The following is a 20,610-nucleotide window of genomic DNA, read 5'->3' as shown; positions in this document are numbered from 1 at the left end:
AACACGCCTGCGGCGGGCCCCTCGGGCGGGCCGCGGCAAATTGCTATAGTCCATCGGTGCGGCGATCGTTCTCATTGCTGCTTCTCCTCATTTCCCTGGCCGGAGCCTGGCTCCGCTTCCAGAGCGCCGGCCGCATCGATTCGCCGGCCAAGCTCCGGGCTGCCAGCCGCCCGGACTATTATGAGGCGGGGCTGAGTCTGCGGGAATGGGGAGTGCATGGCTTGCGCGGCCAGCCCTCGGCCTTCCGGGGCATCGCCTACCCGGCGTTCCTCTCCATCGTGGAGACCTACATCCCCGCTGCGCGGCCCCGCGGCCCCCGATGCGAGGCGGCTCTGGGATCTCTCGAGATCCCGCTCGCCGGTTGGCTGGCCATGGAAGCGCTGTCGCCCTTGGCCGGCCTCTGTTCCGCCGCGATCGTGGCGTTTCATCCCGCGCTGATCCGGAGCCCGCAGGGCGAACATATCGAGGGCTTCTACGGCCTGGTGCTCCTGCTCGTCGCCGCCGTCCTCATGAGCTGGGCGAGGCGGCCGACCCCGGCCCGCTCCTGGCTCCTAGGCTTTGCCGTCGCGGTCAGCCTCTTGTGCCGGTCGGTGCTGTTCCTATTCCCTCCCGCGCTCTTTCTGGGGCTCCGGCGCCGTCTGGGCACGGCCGCGCCTGCCCGGGGTTCCCTGTGGCTGATCCTCGGCCTATCCTATCTCTTCCTGCTGCCCTGGGTCGGCCGCAATGCCTATCAATTCCATCGCTTCATCCCTTTCGAGGACCAAGCCCAGGTCCGCAACCTCTACCGGGCGAGCCAGGGCGTCGTCAGTCATGTCGATGGGGGGGATGGGGGGCTGGCCCTCAGTTGGGGCCTGTCGGAGGACCCGGCCGAGCTGCGCTCCTCGGCCCTGCGCGGCATCGCTGCCGCGCCAGCAGGCTATCTGGCCTCGTGCGCCCTGCGGCTGCTCCAGGCCCTCGGGCTGCATTGGGCGCTCGTCCTGCTGGCGGTAATGGGGTTCATCCGCTGCCGTGCCGAAGCCGGGGCCCGCGCTTTGGCCTTGCTCTGCGGTTATTTCTTCCTCATCCATGCGCCCATGTCCTTTGAGCCGCGCTATTTCGACCCGCTCTTGCCCCTGCTGGCCGTGCTGGCGGCGCTCCCCATCGCCGCGCTGGCGGAGAGGTTCTTTCCAGCCTTGGCCGCTGCCGTGCCGGCCCCGCGGCCGCGGACTGTCCTCTGGCCGGCCCTGGCCGCCCTGGCTTCGCTCTATGTCTTGAGCGTCGCCTGCCTGGCTCGCGAAGTCGCTTTGTCCTGGCGCCCTTGCGCTTTGCCCGAGTCCCGGCTGTCCTTGTGGCATTGCGCCGAGCGGCAGGCTCCGCTGTCCCGGCAGAAGCTCGAAAAGGCCCTGGCTTTGAGCCTGCGGGCCTCGGCACGAGGCGGGCAATTCGAGGCCAAGCTCGAGGTTGAACTAGGGCTCTTGGATCTGCGCGCGGGAGACTCGCAGCGAGCCCGCATTAACTTCGCTGAGGCCGCCAGATGCGCGCCCGACCTGGTCCATCGGGAGGCGCTCCGGCTGCAAAGCCAAGGCGCTTTGAAAGAATCCTTCCTCCTGCTGGACATCCTGGCCGGTCATTTTCTTTCCGACGCGGACCTGCTCACGGACCGCGGGATAGCGCAGAGCCTGCTTCAGGAGCCTTCCGCCGCTCTCAAGGACTTTCAGCAAGCCTCACGAATCGACCCGCGTAATCCCCGGCCTTGGCTCAATTGGGCGGTCTTGCTCGAGCGGCAAGGCCGATGGCGGCAAGCCCTGGCGAAGTATTCTCAAGCTTGGGAGTGCGCCCGAGCCCTCAGCCTCCGCGACGGCCGGCCATCGCCTTATCTCGATAGCATCGCTTCCAGCCGCGCGAGGCTTCTCAAACAGCACCCGTTCATGGCGGAATAAGAGTCCGCCTCCCTGGGACACGAGGCGGACTCTCGTCGAATGCCTTGGAGGGGCGTCCTCTTCGGCGAGGGCGCCGCCCGGGATCCCGTCCGCCCTTGCTGCATCCGCGTCCGGGTAGGAGGGCGACGACCTTCATATTCAGTATAGTCCGCGCCCTTGAGAGACCTCAGGGCCATGAGGGGAAGCGGCGTCTAGGCCAAAGGGCCTATGGCCCGACGCGGCCGCCTTTGTGGTAGAATGGCACCGTGCAACGCCAGCCACGCGCGGCCCAGCAGGTCCAGAGCCAGGTCGACGGGGTGGAGCGTTACATCAGCCTGGAGCCCCGCTCCCGGGTCCTCGACCTTTCCTGCGGCACCGGCCGCCAGACTCTGGAGCTGGCCCGGCGGGGCCATCGCGTGCTGGGCATCGATTCCCAGGAGGAGCCGCTGGCCGAGGCCCGCGCCGCGGCCCGCCAGGAGAGGCTCAACGTTCATTTCCTCCATACCGACATCCGCCAGATCTCCTACCGCGGCGAGTTCGACGTGGCGGTCAACCTCCACTCTTCCCTCGGCTATCTGCCCAACGACCGCGACCATCTCAGGGTCCTGGAAGGGATCCGCAAGGGCTTGAAGAGCGGCGGGAGGCTCCTGCTCGACATGCCCAATAAGGAACGGCTCATGCGCCATTTCGAACCGGAGCGCGCCTCCTTCGACCTGGGCACCGGCCGGCTCATCGGACCACATGCCAGCCTGCGGGTCTACACCCTGACCGAGGTCAAGAGCCTGCTGGACCGCGCCGGCCTGACCTTCCTCAATGTCTGGGGCGGCTACGAGGGCGAGCCCTACGGGTTGGACAGTCCGCGCATGGTCGTGCTGGCGGCGCGGCCGGCCGACGCGCCTCCCCGTCCGCCCAAAGGCGAAGGGTTGGTTTCGGCCATCCGCATCAAGGGCCGCAGCAAGGGACGCTGAGACCGCCGGAATGCGACCAGAGCGGCCGCTCGCCGACGCCGCCCCGCCCGCCATCCTCGCCGCTTTGGGTCTGTGGGCCTTCACATTCCTGGACCGCCTGCCCGCCGCCGCGGACTACGTGGTGCCGCGCCGGCCCGGCTGGGCCTTGTACCGCCTGGCCCTGGCCGCGGCGGGGGGGCCGGCCGGCCGGCTTTTCTCGGTCGCGGCCCTGCTCTTGCTCGCCGCGGCCTTCTTTTTGGTCGCCCGGCGGTTATGGCTGGCGCTCGACTGGCGGCGCAATCGGGACCGGCTCAAATCTGCACCCGCGGTGCTCGGGCTTCTGGCCGGCGCCGGGGGCCTGCTTTGGGCGGCCCGCTTCGCCTCTGCCGTCTGGTTCGACCTCCTCCTCAACGCCTGGTTCGCGCCGGGAGGCGCGGACCTGCGCGAGCCGATCCTGGCCGCGCTGGGCGTGGTCTGGCTGGTCTTTTTCCTGAGCGCGGCGCTCTTCGCGCTGGGGCGCGCCGCGGCCGGACGCGGATGGGGGGAACTGTGGCGCTCGGCGGGCTGCGCCGCGGCCTTCCTCGCCCCGGCCCTCGGACTCCACGTCTGGGCCGCGGCCCGGTGCGACGCGGGCGCCCGAAGCCTGGCCCAGGCCGCGGGCATCCCGCGCGAGCCCTCCGGCCGGGAGACGGTCTTGATCCTGACCGCGCCGCAGGGGCGAGCCGATTTCGAGGTCTATGACGCCGCGACGGGGATCGCGGGGACGGCCGACCTCTCCGGACCCAGCCTGCGGCGCCTGGAGGGCTGGCTCGCGCAGCGGCCGCTATCGGTCTGGGGCGGTCAGGCGCGGCGGCTGCTCTGGGAAGGCTATGCGCGGCGCCAGGATGTGGGCCGCCTGCGCAGCAGTCTCTGGGCCGCGGAGCGCGGCGGGGATGCCTTGGCCTGGTTCATTTTGACCCGGCATCTGGCCGCGGCGCCGCCTGACGCGCTGTCCGCGGGGCTCCTCGACTCTTTGGCCGACGAGCGCCGCTGGCGCATCGGGGGGCGGGCGGCTCTTCTGCTGGCCCAGGCCTATGCGCACCTGGGCCTGGCGGGGCCGGCCGCGGCTTGGAACGCCCGGGCGGGCGAGGCCTTGGGCCTCGCCCCCGGCCTGGCCGCGCCGCTTCCGGTCGCCGGCGCCTTGCGGCCGGGAGCCATCCGCGGCAGCATCCGCGGCCTGCGCCGGGCGCGCGTGGCCCTCTACGCGCGACGCGGCCTTGAGGAGCCGTACGCTTTGGGCCCGGAGCGCCTCGTGGCCTCGGCCTGGGCCGACGGCGGGCGCTTCCGGTTCTCGGGGCTCTCCGCCGGCGACTACTATCTGTCCCTTTCGGCGCCCGCCGCCGAGCTGCCGGCGCGCCGGGAGGCCGTGGCCGTGCGCGGCCATCGCGGGGACATCAGCCTCTCGGCGCGGCGGCCCAGCGCCGAGGTCTCACTCATCGTCTCAGGAGGAGCCAAGCCATGACCGAGCATCCCCCGCATCCCCACTCCCCGCCCGGACATCCGGAGCGCGAGCCGCAACTGACCGTGCGCGCCGTGGTCGCGGGCATGTTCCTGGGCGGCTTCATGAGCCTGTCCAACCTCTACGTGGCCCTCAAGACCGGCTGGTCCATCGGCGTCTCCATCACTTCGGCCATCCTGGCCTTCGCGCTCTTCGCGGTCTTTTTCCGGCTCAAGCTCGTGCGCAGGCACTTCGGCATGCTCGAGAACAACATCATGCAGTCCACGGCCAGCGCGGCCGGCTACATGACCGGGGGCGGGACCGTCGCCGCCATCCCGGCCTTGATGATGATCAACGAGAGCTTCAGGATGGGCATGGGCGGCTGGCAGATGTTCTTCTGGATCACGGCCATCGGCATGATGGGGCTGGTCATGTCCATCCCCATGAAGGCCCAGATGATCAACATCGAACAGCTGCGCTTCCCCACGGGCATCGCCACGGCCGAGACTTTGCGCGCCCTGCACGGCGCCGAGGGCAAGGGCGGCAAGGGCAAGGCCAACCTCCTGGCCTGGGGCGGGGTGGCCGGCGCGGTGGTCGCCTTCTGGCGCGACGCTCACTTCTCCTGGCTGAGGAACCTGCCCGAGAAGCTGAAGATCCCGGGGGTGACCTTGGCCGGGCGGCCGCTGGTGGACTACACGCTCTCCTTCGAAGGCAGTCTCATCATGGTGGGCGCGGGCGCCATCATGGGCTTCCGCGCGGCCTGGAGCATGCTGCTGGGCGCGCTGATCAATTACGGCGTGCTGGCCCCCTGGCTCTACGCCGGGGGGGTCATCGACCACCGGCTGGGCTACAAGTACATCGTGGCCTGGAGCGTGTGGTTCGGCTCGGCCATGATCCTGACCTGCGGCCTGACCGCCTTCGCCTTCCAGTGGAAGACGGTGCTGCGCGCGGTCGAGAGCGTGGTCAAGGCTTTCCGGGGACAGGTCGTCGACGAGCACGGCGAGGTCCCCATGCTCTGGTTCGTCATCGGCATGGTCTTGTTGACGCCGGTCGTGATGTTCCTGGAGTGGTTCATCTTCGGCATCAAGTGGTGGATGGGGCTGCTCTCCGTGGTGCTGGGCTTCTTCATCGCCATCGTGGCCTGCCGCGCCACCGGCGAGACGGACACCACTCCTACGGGGGCCCTGGGCAAGATCACGCAGATCACCTTCGGCGTGCTCGACCCCGGCAACGTCACCACCAACCTCATGACCGCCAACGTGACCGGCGGCGTCGGCCTGCACGCGGCGGACATGCTGACCGTCCTCAAGTGCGGCTGGCTGCTCAAGGCCGACCCTAAGCACCAGTTTTGGGCCCAGTTCTTCGGGGTCATGGCCGGCTCCTGCTTCGTGGTGCCGGCCTACCGCCTGCTCATCCCCACGGCCGATGTGCTGGGCACGGACAAGTGGCCGGCCCCCGGGGCGCAGACCTGGAAGGGCGTGGCCGAGCTCATGGCCAAGGGCTTCCACACTTTGCACCCCACGGCGCAGTGGGCGCTCTTCATCGGCGGGGCCTTGGGCATAGTCCTGGTGCTCCTGGAGAAGTGGCTGCCCAAATACCGGGCCTACATCCCTTCGGCGACCGGGCTGGGCCTGGCCTTCACCACGCCGGCCAACAACACCATCTCGATGTTCGCGGGCTCGTTGATCGCGCTCCTGCTGGAGCGCAAGCATCCGGAGCTCGCGGACAAGGCCGTGGTGCCGGTGAGTTCGGGCTTCATCGCGGGCGAGAGCCTCATCGGCGTGCTGCTGGCGGTGCTCATCGTGCTCGGGTTCATGCACTAGGCTGGCTGGAGCGGGTTCTGCCGCCCCGCTGCGCGGGGGGCGGTTGCGGGCAAGGCAGGCATCGCCTGCCTCGCCCGCCCGGAGAACGGATCGCGGCCAGCCCGCTCAGCTCTGCTTTCTGAGCTTCTCGGCGAGGCGCTGCAGCTCCTCGCCCGCGGCGTCGAGGCCGGCGCAGAGGTTGCGGCGCAGGTTCTTGGTGGCCTTGAGGCCTTCCTGCTTGCTCAAGGACACGACCTTCTTGGTCTGGCCCTTGATGTCCTCCAGGGCCTGGCTCTCGGCCGCCGTCTTGACGGCCTTGGCCACGCGCTCGCTGACCGAGCGCACGCTGCCCTTGATCTCGGAGCGGATGTCCGAGACCTCGCGGCTGCGCGCCGCGCTCTTGATGGCGTCGCTGATCTGCTCGGCGAGCACGCCGAGCTCGCTCTTGAGGTCGGGCTTGCGGTCTGATTTCTTGCAGGCCATGCTATGTCCCTCCTGATTTCCGACGCAGCCCCCATCATATATAATCTGAGGCGGCTATGGCCGAAGAGAGCATCCTCATCGTGTGCGGCGAGCCGGCCCGGGCGGGCTTGGTCAAGCTCTGGCTGGAGGCCGCGGGCTACCGCAACCTGCGCTTGGCGGGCAGCGGCGCCGAGGCCCTGGTCCTGGCGCAGAGCCAGCCGCCTGACTGCTTCCTGCTCGACGGCGACCCGGAGCTCTGCCGCAGGCTGCGCGCGTCGCCCGCCTTGTGCCGCATCCCGGTGGTGATGCTCTGCGCATGCCGGAGCGAGGAGGCGCTGGGGCTGCAGAGCGGGGCCGATTGCGTGGTGCGCAGGTCGGACAGGCCGGACGAGCTTCTGGCCGCGCTCGCCGCGGCGCTGCGCCGACCGCAGGCCTCGCCTCCGGGCATTGCCTGATGGGCAACGCCTAGGCGGGTGTTTCGGGTATCCTCGGCCTAGCCAACCCTGCGCCTGAAGGCGTCCGGAGCGCCGGTTATGGTAAGTGTCAGCCGGCCGAAGCCTTTTTTATACGGTGTTGTGACCGGGCAGAGCAGATAGTTCTCGCCTTTTGGATAGGCGGACCGGAATATCTTGAGCGCGTCGGGAGAGAACTCTTCGGGGCTCCATTTGCATTCAAATACGTCTACGGCGTCACGGCTTCTGGGGATTACAAAATCCAGTTCGCGGCCGGCGGTATCACGCCAATACGATAATTTGCTGTCAGGGTTCTGCGCAGCCAACCATTCCAGCGCGGCGTGTTCCCACAGTGTGCCGTAATCGGCCTGGCGCAGAGGCTCCCAGCCTCTGAAAAAGCTTACGAAGCCGGTGTCGAATCCATAAATTTTCGGGGCTTTGACCAGCTCTTTTCGCCCGCCGCCGAAAAATGGACGCAGTATCGTCATGGCGCCGGTGGTTTCCATGGCGGCGAGGTGCGTCTCCACCGTAGGACGGCTGACGCCCAGGGCAGAGGCGGCTTTTGAGGCCTCAAAGATTCCTCCGCTTTGCCGCATCAGGTATTCAAACAGCAGGTTGAATTTGGTGTAGTCCCGCAGGCCGAAGAGTCTCTGTATGTCGCGTGAAAAGAACGAATCCGCCCATTCACGGTAGAATGATGGATCTTTTTTAGGCGACAGCAGGGCGGGGGGGAGGCCGCCGTGAAACAGGCGTTTCTGCAACGGGGTTCTATTAAAGAGTTCCAGTTCGGTGTGAAGCACCGGGGCAAGGTGGACTTGGCGCTTCCTGCCGGCCAGCGTGTCTTTGAACTTTTTTCCGGCCGCAAGCGTTGAGGAGCCTGTCGCAAGCATCCTAATGCCGTGGAACATGTCGGCTCCTATCTTAAGCAGGCGGCTGGGGTCTTTGAGCCGGTGTATTTCGTCAAAGATGACCAGCGGTTTGTCGCAGTGGCGGAAAAAGAATTCGGGGTCTTTTACCATCTCTTCCGTTGCGGGAAGATCGCAGTTCAGGAAAAGAGACTCCGTGCCGCCTAACATGCCGGCCAGCGTGGTTTTGCCGCAGCGCCGCACCCCGGACAGCCATACTATCGGGGCTTTTTCCCAGGCTGAGTTTATGCGCTCTATCCAGAATGGTCTTTTTATCATAATCATACTTTACAAATAAGCAGATTATATGTAAAGTACGATTATCCCCAGTTTGAGAACCGAGTCCGGCAGCCTCTTCTCCTAAGGCAGGGCCAGGTTGAGCGCCGCGTCGAGGATGAGCTCGAAGGCGTGGTCCATGAGCTTGGGGATGTAGCTCTTGAGGAAGCTTCCCACCAGGCCGAAGACGACCAGCATGGAGCACAAGAGCAGGAAGTACTCCGTGGTGTTCTGGCCGGGCCTCCGCCCACGCATCAGGATTGGCGCAGGCAATCCGTCTCGTCCGGCTCGTAGTCCCGAGCCTCTTCCCAGAAGGTTCCGGCCGGGGGCCGCGGGCCGCGCAGCAGGCCCGGCTTGAGCAGCCGGACCAGAAGCCAGGTCAGGCCCAGGCCCAGGTAATAGGCCGTGAACAGGCCCGCGGGCAGAAGCACCGCCTGCACCGCGGCCGCCAACCGCCTGTGGAAAGCCTTCAGCCTCTCAAGCATGGGCCTCACGCCGGACCACGAAGTCGCCTACGACCAAAGCGTCCATCTGAGTGTCCTTGAACGCGGCCACCGCGTCCTCGGGCGTGCACACGATGGGTTCGCCGCGGCGGTTGAAGGAGGTGTTGACCACCATGGGCACGCCGGTCAGGTCCCGGAAGGCCCGGATGAGGCGGTAGAAGCGCGGGTTGTCCGCCTCGGTCACGGTCTGCACGCGGGCCGTGCCGTCCTCGTGGGTCACGGCTGGGATGGCGGCGCGCCGCTGCGGCCGGACCCTGGGCGCCAGCAGCATGAAAGGAGAAGGCCCGTCCAGTTCGAAGTATTCGGAGGCCGCCTCCGCGAGCACGGCCGGGGCGAAGGGCCGGAACTCCTCCCGGTGCTTGACGCGGTCGTTGAGGAAACGCTTCGTCTGCGGGTTGCGCGGGTCGCCCAGGATCGTGCGGTTGCCCAAAGCGCGCGGGCCCACTTCCATGCGCCCCTGCACCCAGCCCACCACCAGGCCCTCGGTGAGCATCTTGGCCGTCTCCCGGCAGAGCTCATCTTCGGGCAGCTCCCGGAAGGACAAGCCCGCGGCGGCCAGGGCGCGGCGGCAGCGCGAAGCGGGGAAGGCCGGCCCCAGGTAGGGGCTCATGGGCCCGGTGCGGGGCAGGCCCCAGAGGCAGTGGCTCACGAAAGCCGCGGCGCCCATGGCCCCGCCGGCGTCGCCGGCCGCGGGCTGCACGAAGATGCGCTTGAACCCGGACTCCTCCAGCAGCCTCTGGTTGGCCACGCAATTGAGGAAGACGCCGCCGCCCAGACAGAGGTCGTCCAGCTTGGTGCGCTGGCGCAGGTCGCGCGCCAGGGCCAGCAGGATCTCCTCGGTCCGGGCCTGCAGGCTGGCCGCGATGTCGCAGGCGCGCTGGTCCATCTCCGCCTTGGGCGCGTAGGGCTGGCCGAAGGCCTCGACGAAGCGCGGCGTGTACATCCGTTCGTCGCCGTAGAAGTCGAAATAGGACTGGTCCAAGGTGAAGCTGCCGTCCGGCCGGGCCGCGGCCACGGCCCGGAAGCGGTCGAGGTGCACGGGCTTGCCATAGGCGGCCAGGCCCATGACCGTGCCCTCGCCCTCCTGCGCCGCGAAGCCCAGGAAGGTCGTGACCGCGGTGTAGAGCAGGCCCAGAGAGTCCGGGAAGCGGATCTCGCTTTCGACGCGGATGCGGCTGCCGCTGCCCCGGCCTCGGGTCAGCGTGGCCCATTCCCCGACCGCGTCCGCGGTGAGGATGGCCGCTTCCTCGAAGCCGGAGGGCAGGAAGGCCGAGGCCGCGTGGGCGAGATGATGCTTGACGAAATAGGTCCGGCCGCTGAAGCCGAGCTCGTTCTTGAGCGTCAGGGGCAAGGAGAGGCGGTCCTGGAGCCAGTGCGGCAAGGAGCGCCGGAAGCTGGGGTAGGAGCGCGGGAATGAGCGCAGATGTCCGATGAGCACGCGCGCGAACTTGAGGAAGGGCTTCTCGTAGAAGACCGCGGCGTCGAGGTCCGGGGCCGTTATGCCGCCCTCCTGCAGGCAGTAGTTGAGCGCGCGCAGGGGGAGCTCCGCGTCGCTCTTGCGGCGGGTGAAGCGCTCCTCATGGGCCGCGGCCGTCAGGCGCCCCTCCTGCATGAGGCAGGCCGCGGCGTCGTGGTAGTGGGCTGAGAGGCCGAGGACCCGGCTGGGCATGGTCAGGACGGTCGCCTCATATCCCGGCGTAGATGAATGAGATGACCACCGTGGGCCCGAGCTGGAAGATCAGGAGCCCGAGCAGGGCCAGCAGGATGAGCATGGGCATGAGGAAGTAGAGCTTGTGCCGCCGGATGAGGTGGACGCATTCCTTCAGGATGAGGACGAGTTTTGTCATGCCGCCTCCTGGTCCTTGATGCCGCAGCCGAGCTGGCGCGCGACGCGCTCCAGCAATTCCGGGTCGAAGTCCGCGCGCAGCTGCTCCAGGGCCTCGGCGCGCGTGAGCAGCCCCTCGCGTATGAGCTTGCTCATCTCCACGTGGTAGTGGGTGTAGCCGTAGTGCTTGAGCGCCCAGTGCACGGAGAGGAAGTTGAGGGCGCAGTTGGTGGTCTTGGCGGGATAGCTGAGCTTGGGATACTGCCAGCCCAGCTCACCTTGGATGAGGGCCACGTATTCCTCCACGTCGTAAGGCAGGAACCAGTGCGGGGAGAGGACCAGGCACTTGTGCTTCTTCGCCGCCGCCGCCACCACGCTCTCGATGCTGGACGGGAAGTCCCCGTACTTGGGGTCGCCCTTCAGCCCGGCCAGGAAATCGGCGGTGGCCTTGCCCATGCGGGCATACTCCGGGCCCGCGGCGTTGCAGGCGCATTTGGTCAGGACCGGCTGGCGCGTCATCTGGCCCTTGGTCCAGCCCGCGATGATGAGCGGCGTGTCGAAGCGCGCGGCCATCGCGTAGGTCAGGCGCATGTACCAGATGGCGCAGACGTGGCAGATGACCGCGGGCGAGCCGGTCTTGATGATGCGGCCGAACATGTCGTGCATGAAGGTGGAGCGGTAGGTGAGGAAGGGCACGTCGAGCTTCTCCACGGCCCGGCGCACGTTGGCCAGCGCGTCCTCGGTCTCGAAGCCGTGGTCGAAGGTGAAGGCCAGGACCTTGAGCTTGTAGCGGCGGACCGCGTAGTAGAGAGAGGCGGTGCTGTCCTTGCCGCCGCTGCACATGACCAGGCAGTCGAACTCGTGCTTGCCGCGGTGCTGCTCGAGGATCCTGACGAAATCGCTCTCCAGCAGCTGCCCCCGGGGGTCGGCCGGGGGCTGCCGCTCATGCTCGCGGCACAGATTGCAGATGCCCTCGCCGTCGAGAGCGATCTCGGGCGGGGCGTCGGGCAGCACGCAGCGGCGGCAGAGCCGGGGCCCGCTCACGGCGCGTCCCCCTTGCGCACCAGCAGCCGCCAACCGGCGCCGTCCCGGACCTTCTCGACGACCTCATGCCCCTGCTCCGCCAAAGCGGGGGGGACGTTGGCGATGGGCTCGCCGTCGTCGAGGCGGATGCCCAGGAGCGACCCGGCGGGGAGTCCTTCGAGGCTGATGAGGGCCCGGGCGGCGTTGGCCGGGCAGGGCACTCCGGTGAGGTCCACAGTCTGGGCGGCCTTGCTCATGGCCGGCCGATGAGGCGCGAGATGATGCGGACCGCGGCGTCGACCTGGGCGCGGGTGGTGTAGCGGCCCAGGCTCAGGCGCAATGTGCGGCCGGCCTGCCGCGGCGTGAGCCCGATGGCGCGCAGCACGGGGCTGGGCGCGGTCTGGGCCGAGTGGCAGGCCGCTCCGGCCGATGCGAAGACGCCGGCCGCGCTGAGCCTCTGCAAAAGGGGCTTGACCTCGGTGGCGGGCAAGGTGACGCTCAGGTTGCCGCACAGGCGCCCTTGTGCCGGGCCGTTGAGCCGCAGGCCGGCAGCGCCCCGGAGCAGGCCCGCCAGCAGCCGGTCGCGCAGGCGGCGCATCTCGGCCGGGGCAGCCGCGGGGAAGTCCTCGACCGCGGCCGCGAAGCCCGCGATGGCCGGTGTGTTGAGGGTGCCGGAGCGCAGGCCGCCCTCCTGCCCGCCGCCGTCGAGGAGCGGGGCCAGGCGCAGGCCGCGGCGCACGTAGAGGGCGCCTACGCCCTTGGGCCCGTGGACCTTGTGGCCGTTGACGCTCAGCAGGTCTATCGGCAAACGCCGCAGGTCCAGCGGCTCCTTGCAGAAGCTCTGGCAGGCGTCGGTGTGGAAAAGAACTCCCCGCTTGCGGCAGAGCCGGCCGATCTCGGCTACGGGCTCGATGGTGCCGATCTCGTGGTTGGCGTGCATGACGCTGACCAGGGCCGTCCGCGCGGTCAGCGCGGCCGCGACCCGGGAGGGGGCCACGAAGCCCTTCGCGTCCACCGGCAGAACGGTGACGGTCCAGCCCCAGCGGGCCAGGGCCTTGGCCGCGGCGCTGACGCTGGGATGCTCCACGGCCGAGACCAGGATCTGCCTGCGGCTGCGGCCCAGGGTCCAGGCGACGCCCTTGAGCGCGAGGTTGTTGGCCTCCGTGCCGCCCGAGGTGAAGACGATCTCGTCGGGCTGGGAGCCCAGGGCCCGGGCCAAAGTGCCGCGGGCCCGCTCCACGGCCTTGGCCGCCTCCACGCCGCGGCGATGCCAGGAGGCGGGGTTGCCGTAGCAGCGGCGGGCGCAGTCATCCATGGCCCGCAGCGCGGCCGGGCAGGGCCTGGTGGTGGCGGCGTTGTCGAGGTAGATCTCCATCCGATGATATGATAACAAAGTTCGTATCTTGTCGCCCCCGGTTCTCCATACGCGGTCTGTGGAGGCAGCAGCCAAGAATCTGCAGGATATGCTATAATGGTCATATAAGCAACCTGCCATATGGCTGACAAAGATCTCGTTTTTAAGATTAAGGCGGACTTCCTGAAGTCCTTAGCTCACCCCCTCCGGCTGCAGATCATCGAGTACCTTAAGAACAAAGAAGCCTCGGTCGGGGAGATGGTCAAAGCGATCGGGGTCGAGCAGTCAGGCCTGTCAAAGCATTTGTCCATACTTCGGTTGGCAGGGATAGTCTCTTCCCGGCAGGAAAAGGCGACTGTTTTTTACTCTGTACGCGACAGCGACATTTTTCACGTCTTGAGACCCATCGCTGAGATATTGCGGAAGAAATTAAAGGAGAGCCAGGGCGTATTGGCTCATCTCGGCCAAGTATAGGCGATGCTTTTTTTTGACCTTTTATATGACTATCTGGGCATATAAGCATATGAGCAACAGGGAGGCTCGAATGGACAAAGCAATGGGATTGGGTATGGCGTTAGCCGCAATCATGGTAGGCCTGTCAGGCTGCAAGAAGGCCGAGGGGCCGGCGGCTCCCTCCGCGACGCCGGCGGATCAGGCAGTCGGCCAGCCTCTGATGCCGGCGACCACAGGCCAGAAGACGACACCATGAATGCCGCGATGAGCAACGGGACGGACAAGGCCCTCGATTTTGGACCTGGGATTGTGGAAGTACGCCGTATCACATCCAGGTACTTCGGGGTGCGTGTTCAGCGACGCCTCATCCCGAGACTCAAGAACGTCAAGGGGCTTACGAGAGCCAACTCGAAGAGCGATCTATTTTGCGTCGAGGTGGACGGCATGAACAACAATCCGGAAAGCGCGCACAGGCGCTTCAGGGAGATCGTGGCCGGCGCCGGGTTGGGCATGCATTTTGGAGTTGATCCGTCGCAGCGTCCCGGCACATGAACTGACCATAGGGGCGATTCCGGAAAGCCGTCATTCGGAGGGAAGCATGGATAAAGGAACTCTCATGCCGAGAATGTGGGCTGGATTTCCTTGGGCCAAGACCTTCCCGGACTTGGGCACCCTCAACAACCCCGCCGAAGCGGAACTCCGCTCATTCGCCGTCGCTGATGCGCGGATGACGGATTTCGGGGCTCCGGCTTTCTCCACGCGGATGGGCGCCAGTGGGACCGCCAGCAGCGTATATTTGGCTGGAGCGGGAGTCAGATTGGGCCGCTCCCAGAGGGAACTTCCGCCTCAGCTTCTCCATGAAGTGTTGCAGAGAGTGGCGGCGCGAATGCCGAGCATCCAATGGATCAGCATGGACAGGATCATGGGTGCCTCCCCGGGGAACACCTTCCATTGTCGATTGCTCGTCCCGCGCGCCTTTGCGCGAATCGCATGGATGTGGTCCAAACTGCTTTTCCCGGCCGATCCATCGCGCCGGGACCCGCGCTATGCGCCGGATCTTCTGACGGTTTTCTTCCCGGACTGGCTGGATGGCGAAGCCAAATGCGGCCACATCCCCGAACGCCTGAACCTCGTCCATCCCGAGGCCGGGATTTCCTATGTCCTCGGCACCGATTGCGCGGAGGAAGCCCGCACATCCTTCTTCCGCCAAGCGATGCATAGAGTCAAGCGCCTCGGAGGGCTCGGGCTGCATGCGGGTTCGAAAACGATATGGGTGAGGGACGACAGCAATATCCATGAATGCGGGATGCTCCTCGTGGGGCTTCCCGGGACCGGCAAGACGACCTTGACGATGGAAGACCACCGCCTGGTTCCTCCGGAAAGCGTCACCGTGCTCCAAGACGACATCGTCCTATGGTCTCCCGATGGGAAGGCATACGGGACGGAGGACAATTTCTATGTTAGGACCAATGGATTGACGCGGGATGACCAGCCGGGCCTCTTTGATGCGCTCATCTCTCCCAGTTCCATTTTCGAGAATGTCCCGGTCGGTCCGGCAGGCAAAATCCGATTCGCGGGAGCCACGAGTTCGGCCGATGGCCGCGCCGTGGCTCTACGTTCACGCATCCCCAACACCGGCGACTCCATCGATCTGGCTCGCGTCCACAAGTTGATACTCATCACTCGTCACGAGACGATCATGCCGCCCCTAGCCAGGCTCACGCCGGAGCAGGCCGCAGCCTACTTCATGCTCGGCGAATCCGCAGGGGCCGCCGGTGGCGACTCCGGATTCCAAGGCCCCACCAAACATCAGGTTGGTTTCAATCCGCTTGTCATCGGGCCGGAAGAAGATGAGGGCAACAGACTTCTGGAACTGCTCAAATCGAGCCCGGGGACCGAAGTCTACCTCCTCAATACCGGGAGTATCGGCAAAGGGGCGGATTTGACCACGGACGCCGCCTTCAACCTGAAGATCACCAAGAACGTTTCCACCCATCTCCTGTCGTTCGTGGTCCGTCAAAAATCCAGGCCGCAGGCAGGCTGGCGCCTCGACCGGAATTGGGAATATGAAGTGCCGATAGAGGTGCCGGGCATTCCCCTATGGAAGGCATATACACCTTCGCGGCATTACACTCCGAGCGTCTATGTCGGATTGGTCAGAGACCTCCGGGAGGAACGGCGCGCATGGCTGACGCGATTCCCCGGCCTGAAGCCGGAAGTCCGCAACGCGATATGAACGCCTACAAGAAATCGTCTCAGTCCACATGGTCCTCCATGGCCCAGAAATACCGGGATCGAATCAGGGCGAATCCCAAGGACCTGGAAGCGCGAGTCACCCTCGGCATGGCGTACCGGCTATGCCAGGATTATCCAGCCGCCTTGGCAGTCTGGCACTCCATCTTGGAGGTCGATCCCAGGCATGAGGTGGCCAAGAGGCTGATTCACACCGTTGAGGCAGAATTCATGAGAGAATGAAATGCCCGTCGAATTAGTTGTGGAGAACAGCGCGCCGCCCGTTACTCCCGCACGGGAGACTCACCGGGAGAAAATCAGGCGATTTCTCGCTTTGTGCGATGAGAGGCTTCAAACCCATCCCCAGGACGTTGCGAGCCTTGTTGAGATAGGGAAAGCGCTTTGGGACATGGGCCAAGAGAGCAAGGCCTTGGAGTATTGGAACAAGGTGCTGGCGCTGCATCCCGGCAATCCCTTGCTCCGGCAAACTATCCAGGACTATGGAAGGGGATTATCCACCCGCCTTCACGCCTTTCGGGTGGGATAGAGGATAAGGTGGGAATGGGAAGAGTGAGTTCAAACTGCGAATCGGAGGATATCGCGATGGCCGACAAGGAAGCCAAGCAGTCGCCGAGCATCAAGGAGTCCGACAAAGCGCAAACCGTCATCATGACAAAAAAAGAAGTCTGCGGCGTGTTGGGCATCAAGGAAGTTTCTTTGGTAAGGCTCGAGCGAGTCGCGAAGCTGCAACCGCATCTCCAGGGTTATACCGCGCGCGAAGTCAAACTGCTCGCGGGCACGCTGGCGGCGATACTCCCCCCGAGAGCTTCAAAGTGAGCTGCCATGAGCGCTCCCGGCAAGAATGACAAGCGGACCTCCTCACAAGACGCGGAGCTGAAAAGCCCGGCTGATCAGCATCTTTGCCCGGTTTGCGGGAAGGTATTGGGTCTAGCCCGGTTGTCCAGTAGCGGCACCGAGTTCGGCTGCCGTCAATGCGGGAATTGGTTCCAGTCGGATGTGATGCGCGACGATGGATTCCGGGTTTCCCATGCAGAATCAACGCAGGCCCCGAGATTCAGCCCGAACTCGATCATCCTGCCGCTCAAGTCCGCGACATTGAGGGACGCCGTTGATGAACTCGTGCCCAGGGCTCTGCACGGCGCCGGCGACATCTTCCTGAGAAGCGCAAGGATCGCTGAGAGCCTCAAGAAAGGGATCGATCTTCGCGCAGTCGAGTACCATCGTGGCTTGGCCTTCCTCCACCATCGGCTCAGAGAATCCCTGGGGCAACGGATGGCGCTGGGGATTTCCCGAAACGGCCTTCAGCCAGAGGGGGACATTGAGAACCGCATCTTTGTCGTCGCATTATTCCTGAGGTCCACGCGCGAACCAGGATACGACATCCCAATATGGGCTAGAAGAACCATGTGCAACGACAAGATGATCTACCTGCTAAGAACCGCCCCGGACGTCACCACGGTGCTTCAAGTGCTGGGGGAACCATGAAATGCCGCATGCCTTGGGGTGAGAAAGCGCCATGATCCGGCGGCTTAAGAGCTTCATGGATGAACTACCCCAATTTTACGTTCTGCTATCGGGACTTGTCTGGATAGCGGCGGTCCGGGGCCTTGGCGGCTTCATTGGATCTGACTTGGCTATTTCATGTTTATATATCCCCCCAATCAGTCTCGTGGCTTGGTATGTCGGGGGTCTCTGGGGGGCCATTATTTCGGCCCTTGCCGTCATGGCCGCGTTGCATGCGGATGTCGCATCAAGGCATGTCTTTCAGTTGCATGACCCTTATTGGAAAGCCGTGGCTCGATTCGTTTGCTACATGGTTATAACCCATCTTTTGGTTTTGCGCAAGAATCAGGCATCTGTAATCATGGACAAGAAGGGCTCTCAGCAAACAGGAGAAATGAAAATGCCAGTGGAATATGTGTGCGCCGTGAATAAGGGCCATATTGAGTCCTGCGGGAAGCCGCAGACTCCGCCTCCGCAATGTTGCGGCAAGCCCATGGTGCTAGCGCGATGTCTGGTGAAACCTGCTGCGGTCCAAGCGTCGACCTCAACAACCGCCAAGCCTCAGGCCGCGCCGGCAGGCAAGCCGTCGACGTCCCATCAGCCAAAGACAGGGACGCAGAAGAGCTAAACAGCAACAAGGAGGGATCCAAAATGCCGGAGTACGTATGTGCCGTGGCGAAGGTCCACAAAAGGTTGTATGGGCAGCCGCAGAGCCAGACGCCGGTGTGTTGCGGCAAGCCGATGGCGCTGACGCAAGGCCCGTCGCAGACTGCGGCCGTCGCGAGTAATCCCCAAGCTTTATGGACGCACGAGGGATGCATTACGATTCCCCAGAAGGAGAAGCAATGGTGGCAACTCTGGAAATAGACTAGTCCGTTTTTGGGAAGGCCGCGGGGTTCATATCCCCCAGGTGACAAAAGGCACAGCCAGCACGCCGGGAGAAGCCCTGTTGTTGGACCATGCCGAGGAGGGTTATGGCTAGACGACATTTTCGTAAACGCCGGAAGCTTCGAGATTTGAACAAGAATGAGGAGAAAGTCCAGCGGGCCGAGGCTGCCCGCAATCGTGAGATTGCTGGCGATACGCTGGATGCGAGATTCCCATCCATCAAAGACCTCAAGCTCCATCTTCAGTTCTTTGGCGCCCACAACGAGGTCCTGGAAGATTCTGTCCAGACTATGGTTCCTGGCAAATCACTCCGGTCCAGGATGGACTGCCCGGGACGGTGCGGCAAGGGTTGTTTTGATTTCTCAGAAGTCATCGAACAGGCCGCAAAATCCCGGCAGTCTCTTAGCGAAAACAGCGTCTCTTGCCCGGAGCCGCTCCACCCGGGATCACGCGAAGTCTGCGGATGCCATGTCGAATATCGGTTGGAGGTGGAGTACCACCCTTTGCCTGAGCAGTCGCCGCCTACCCCATCCGAGCCGGCTGGCTTGTCCGGACAAACAGAGCATTCAGCGAAAAGTCGCAATCCCGTGAAGTAGGAGGTCCAGAGATGCCGAAGTCAAGCGCGGTCGCCGCTGCCGGCCTTTTGTGTCTGATGATTCAAACCGCGGTCGCACATGAGCAGCCAGGCGGTCCTCAAGCCCAGTCTGCGTCGATTCAGCGACCTACAGGCGTCACGCAGGCGCAGAAAACAGCAACGAAGACCAAGCTGTTCGGGACGGTGCGTTCGGTTGACGCAACGAACCGGGAGATAGTGGTCAAGACCGAAACGGGGAAGACCAAGAAAATCACGCTGTCCGCCGGGACCCAACTGGACAAGGGGAGCAATCACAAAGAGGTCATGCTCGCCGATATCAAGTTGGGAGACCCTATAAGCATCATCATGGAAGGAAAAGTCGTCCGCACCATTCATGTGTTCCTGACTCCAAAATGAAGAAGGGCAATAAACGAGCAGAAGGATCTCCATTAGAAGAAGAAATGTCGTTCAAATGACGAAAGGAGGATGTCCAAATGTCAGTAGACTACGTGTGCGCCGTGAATAAAGACCACCCGAAAAAGACATTCGCGTTGCCCCAGAACCAGTTGCCCGTGTGCTGCGGCAAGCCCATGAGGCTTGTCACCAGTGTCACGCAGCCAGTCGCGACCCCAGCCCAGCCAGCTGGCGCGACAGTCGCCAAGCCTCAGTCCCCAGCGAAGCCGGTCGCGACCCCAGCTCAGCCAGCCGGCGCGACAGTCGCCAAGCCTCAGCCCCCAGCGAAGCCGGTCGCGACCCCAGCCCAGCCAGCCGGCGCGACAGCCGCCAAGCCTCAGTCCCAGGCGAAGCCGAGCTACCAGAAGCCCGCGCCGCAGAAACCCCATCAGGGGACGCCGCCGAAGAAATAGGCACTGACCAGGTGATAAACGGGGCCCGTGCCGCAGTGGTGCGGGCCCTGCTATCATCCGCTGTCGCCGATGGAGAGTCGACTTCGGATCTGGGGATGGGAGGGGGGATTTCGGCACAAAAGGAGAGAATACATGCCTTGGATCAAACAAGAAATCTGCGATGGCTGCACGACCTGCGTCGAGAAATGCCCGGCGACGGCCATCTCCATACGGGAGGATATCAAGGCGTGGATTCATGCCGACCAGTGCATCCATTGCGGCACCTGTCAGGACGCGTGCCCGCGGAGTGCGGTGCGTCCCGATAGCGAAAGGCTTCCGTTGGACGTAATAGCGAACGTGCGCAAGGTCAAAAGCGTCATGCGGCAAAGGCACAGTCCCGCGATGCGCGAGAAATCCCTCAGATGCGTAGTGGACCATTATGAGACGCAGAAGCGGCTGGCGGAGACGACTTTGAGGGAATTGGCCCTATTATACAGTCGTACCGCGGCACCATGCAGGTCCAGGAAGGTGAGTTCTTAAATGGTTTTCGTCAAACTGCGTCAGGGTGAGGCCGTCGAGGAAGCCCTCCGGCGTTTCAAACGCGAATGCGAGCGCAACGGCATCCTGCGGGAGATCAAGAGGCGCCAGCACTACGTCTCCCCCAGCGTCAAGCGCAAGCTCAAGGCCGCTGAAGCGCGCCGTAAGATGAGCCGTGCCCGGCGCCGGCGCCGCAGCACCTGAACGTCTGCGAGTTCCTCCGAGAGGACTCGGAACCGACCGCATGCCGGCCCTTGACCGGGCGGTAGGCAGCGTTGATTTATGGCATTGATCCCGGAATACGCCTTGGAAAGCATCCGCTCCCGCGTAGACATCGTCGAGCTGGTCAAGGACTACGTCCCGCAGCTGGCGCGTGCGGGGCGCAGCTTCAAGGCCCGCTGCCCGTTCCATCAGGAGCGCACCCCCTCGTTCATCGTGACGCCCGAACGGCAGACCTTCCACTGCTTCGGCTGCGGCGCCGGCGGCGACGTGTTCGCCTTCCTGATGAAGATGGAGTCCCTGAGCTTCACCGAGGCGGCGGAGAAGCTCGCGGGGCGCGCCGGCGTGAAGATCGTCAAGAGCGAGGAGGCCCTGGGCCCGGCCGAGCAGGAGCGCCTGAAGATCAGGGAGCTC

The 20,610-nt window shown here is 64.7% G+C and carries 23 protein-coding genes; 14 read left to right on the top strand and 9 right to left on the bottom strand.

From position 1 onward, the window contains the following. The first annotated feature begins 56 nt into the window (after positions 1-56). From NTY77_07070 to NTY77_07055, 4 genes are all read left to right on the top strand, one after another. Positions 57-1,919, top strand: coding sequence for a tetratricopeptide repeat protein (locus NTY77_07070; protein MCX5795235.1), 1,863 nt, complete (start codon positions 57-59; stop codon positions 1,917-1,919). A gap of 245 nt (positions 1,920-2,164) precedes the next feature. Next, positions 2,165-2,866 (top strand): class I SAM-dependent methyltransferase, encoded by a 702-nt coding sequence (locus tag NTY77_07065; protein MCX5795234.1) that lies wholly within the window; start codon positions 2,165-2,167, stop codon positions 2,864-2,866. 10 nt (positions 2,867-2,876) lie between these two features. Beyond that, positions 2,877-4,346 (top strand): hypothetical protein, encoded by a 1,470-nt coding sequence (locus tag NTY77_07060; protein MCX5795233.1) that lies wholly within the window; start codon positions 2,877-2,879, stop codon positions 4,344-4,346. After that, on the top strand, positions 4,343-6,145 hold the full coding sequence (locus NTY77_07055) for an OPT/YSL family transporter (protein ID MCX5795232.1): 1,803 nt from the start codon (positions 4,343-4,345) through the stop codon (positions 6,143-6,145). Before NTY77_07060 ends, NTY77_07055 begins: the two co-directional genes overlap by 4 nt. A 105-nt stretch (positions 6,146-6,250) precedes the next feature. On the opposite strand, the gene NTY77_07050 is transcribed toward NTY77_07055, so the two are convergent. Next, entirely contained in the window at positions 6,251-6,607 is a 357-nt protein-coding gene (locus NTY77_07050; protein ID MCX5795231.1) for a hypothetical protein, read from the bottom strand. Positions 6,608-6,663: 56 nt separating this feature from the next. Between NTY77_07050 and NTY77_07045 the strand changes: the two genes are divergently transcribed. Further along, positions 6,664-7,041, top strand: coding sequence for a hypothetical protein (locus NTY77_07045; protein MCX5795230.1), 378 nt, complete (start codon positions 6,664-6,666; stop codon positions 7,039-7,041). Positions 7,042-7,079: 38 nt separating this feature from the next. On the opposite strand, the gene NTY77_07040 is transcribed toward NTY77_07045, so the two are convergent. From NTY77_07040 to NTY77_07005, 8 genes are all read right to left on the bottom strand, one after another. Further along, positions 7,080-8,228 carry an AAA family ATPase gene (locus tag NTY77_07040; protein MCX5795229.1) on the bottom strand — a complete coding sequence of 383 codons (1,149 nt, stop codon included), beginning with the start codon at positions 8,226-8,228 and terminating at the stop codon, positions 7,080-7,082. A 75-nt stretch (positions 8,229-8,303) separates the two neighbouring features. Then, complete coding sequence (locus tag NTY77_07035; GenBank protein ID MCX5795228.1) at positions 8,304-8,474, bottom strand: hypothetical protein; 171 nt, start codon at positions 8,472-8,474, stop codon at positions 8,304-8,306. Beyond that, on the bottom strand, positions 8,474-8,704 hold the full coding sequence (locus tag NTY77_07030; GenBank protein ID MCX5795227.1) for a hypothetical protein: 231 nt from the start codon (positions 8,702-8,704) through the stop codon (positions 8,474-8,476). The genes NTY77_07035 and NTY77_07030 overlap by 1 nt, the downstream gene beginning before the upstream one ends. Further along, the gene (locus NTY77_07025; protein ID MCX5795226.1) at positions 8,697-10,391 is read right to left on the bottom strand and encodes a hypothetical protein; all 1,695 of its coding nucleotides are present in this window, start codon (positions 10,389-10,391) and stop codon (positions 8,697-8,699) included. Before NTY77_07025 ends, NTY77_07030 begins: the two co-directional genes overlap by 8 nt. 16 nt (positions 10,392-10,407) lie before the next feature. Beyond that, positions 10,408-10,569, bottom strand: a complete 162-nt coding sequence (locus tag NTY77_07020) for a DUF5989 family protein (protein MCX5795225.1) — start codon at positions 10,567-10,569, stop codon at positions 10,408-10,410. Further along, positions 10,566-11,591, bottom strand: coding sequence for a 7-cyano-7-deazaguanine synthase (locus NTY77_07015; protein ID MCX5795224.1), 1,026 nt, complete (start codon positions 11,589-11,591; stop codon positions 10,566-10,568). The genes NTY77_07020 and NTY77_07015 overlap by 4 nt, the downstream gene beginning before the upstream one ends. Next, positions 11,588-11,827, bottom strand: a complete 240-nt coding sequence (locus tag NTY77_07010) for a sulfurtransferase TusA family protein (protein MCX5795223.1) — start codon at positions 11,825-11,827, stop codon at positions 11,588-11,590. The genes NTY77_07015 and NTY77_07010 overlap by 4 nt, the downstream gene beginning before the upstream one ends. Beyond that, complete coding sequence (locus NTY77_07005; protein ID MCX5795222.1) at positions 11,824-12,945, bottom strand: cysteine desulfurase family protein; 1,122 nt, start codon at positions 12,943-12,945, stop codon at positions 11,824-11,826. The genes NTY77_07010 and NTY77_07005 overlap by 4 nt, the downstream gene beginning before the upstream one ends. A 120-nt stretch (positions 12,946-13,065) precedes the next feature. Between NTY77_07005 and NTY77_07000 the strand changes: the two genes are divergently transcribed. The 9 genes from NTY77_07000 to NTY77_06960 all read left to right on the top strand — a co-directional run. Next, a complete protein-coding gene (locus NTY77_07000; protein MCX5795221.1) occupies positions 13,066-13,398 on the top strand; it encodes a metalloregulator ArsR/SmtB family transcription factor in 333 nt (110 codons plus the stop codon). A gap of 231 nt (positions 13,399-13,629) precedes the next feature. Next, the gene (locus NTY77_06995) at positions 13,630-13,929 is read left to right on the top strand and encodes a hypothetical protein (protein ID MCX5795220.1); all 300 of its coding nucleotides are present in this window, start codon (positions 13,630-13,632) and stop codon (positions 13,927-13,929) included. Between the two features lie 73 nt (positions 13,930-14,002). After that, a complete protein-coding gene (locus NTY77_06990) occupies positions 14,003-15,613 on the top strand; it encodes a phosphoenolpyruvate carboxykinase (protein MCX5795219.1) in 1,611 nt (536 codons plus the stop codon). Positions 15,614-16,212: 599 nt separating this feature from the next. Further along, on the top strand, positions 16,213-16,446 hold the full coding sequence (locus NTY77_06985; protein ID MCX5795218.1) for a hypothetical protein: 234 nt from the start codon (positions 16,213-16,215) through the stop codon (positions 16,444-16,446). 6 nt (positions 16,447-16,452) lie between these two features. Beyond that, on the top strand, positions 16,453-17,115 hold the full coding sequence (locus NTY77_06980; protein ID MCX5795217.1) for a hypothetical protein: 663 nt from the start codon (positions 16,453-16,455) through the stop codon (positions 17,113-17,115). Positions 17,116-18,149: 1,034 nt separating this feature from the next. Beyond that, on the top strand, positions 18,150-18,617 hold the full coding sequence (locus tag NTY77_06975) for a hypothetical protein (GenBank protein MCX5795216.1): 468 nt from the start codon (positions 18,150-18,152) through the stop codon (positions 18,615-18,617). Positions 18,618-18,628: 11 nt separating this feature from the next. Continuing rightward, complete coding sequence (locus NTY77_06970) at positions 18,629-19,012, top strand: hypothetical protein (protein MCX5795215.1); 384 nt, start codon at positions 18,629-18,631, stop codon at positions 19,010-19,012. A gap of 968 nt (positions 19,013-19,980) precedes the next feature. Beyond that, the gene (rpsU, locus tag NTY77_06965) at positions 19,981-20,181 is read left to right on the top strand and encodes a 30S ribosomal protein S21 (protein ID MCX5795214.1); all 201 of its coding nucleotides are present in this window, start codon (positions 19,981-19,983) and stop codon (positions 20,179-20,181) included. 102 nt (positions 20,182-20,283) lie between these two features. Next, on the top strand, positions 20,284-20,610 hold a 327-nt coding region (locus tag NTY77_06960), incomplete at its 3' end, for a CHC2 zinc finger domain-containing protein (GenBank protein MCX5795213.1).

Source organism: Elusimicrobiota bacterium (assembly GCA_026388095.1).
Lineage (GTDB): Bacteria > Elusimicrobiota > Elusimicrobia > UBA1565 > UBA9628 > UBA9628.
Note: the sequence above shows the minus strand (reverse complement) of the source record. Positions and strands in the feature narration are given on the sequence as shown.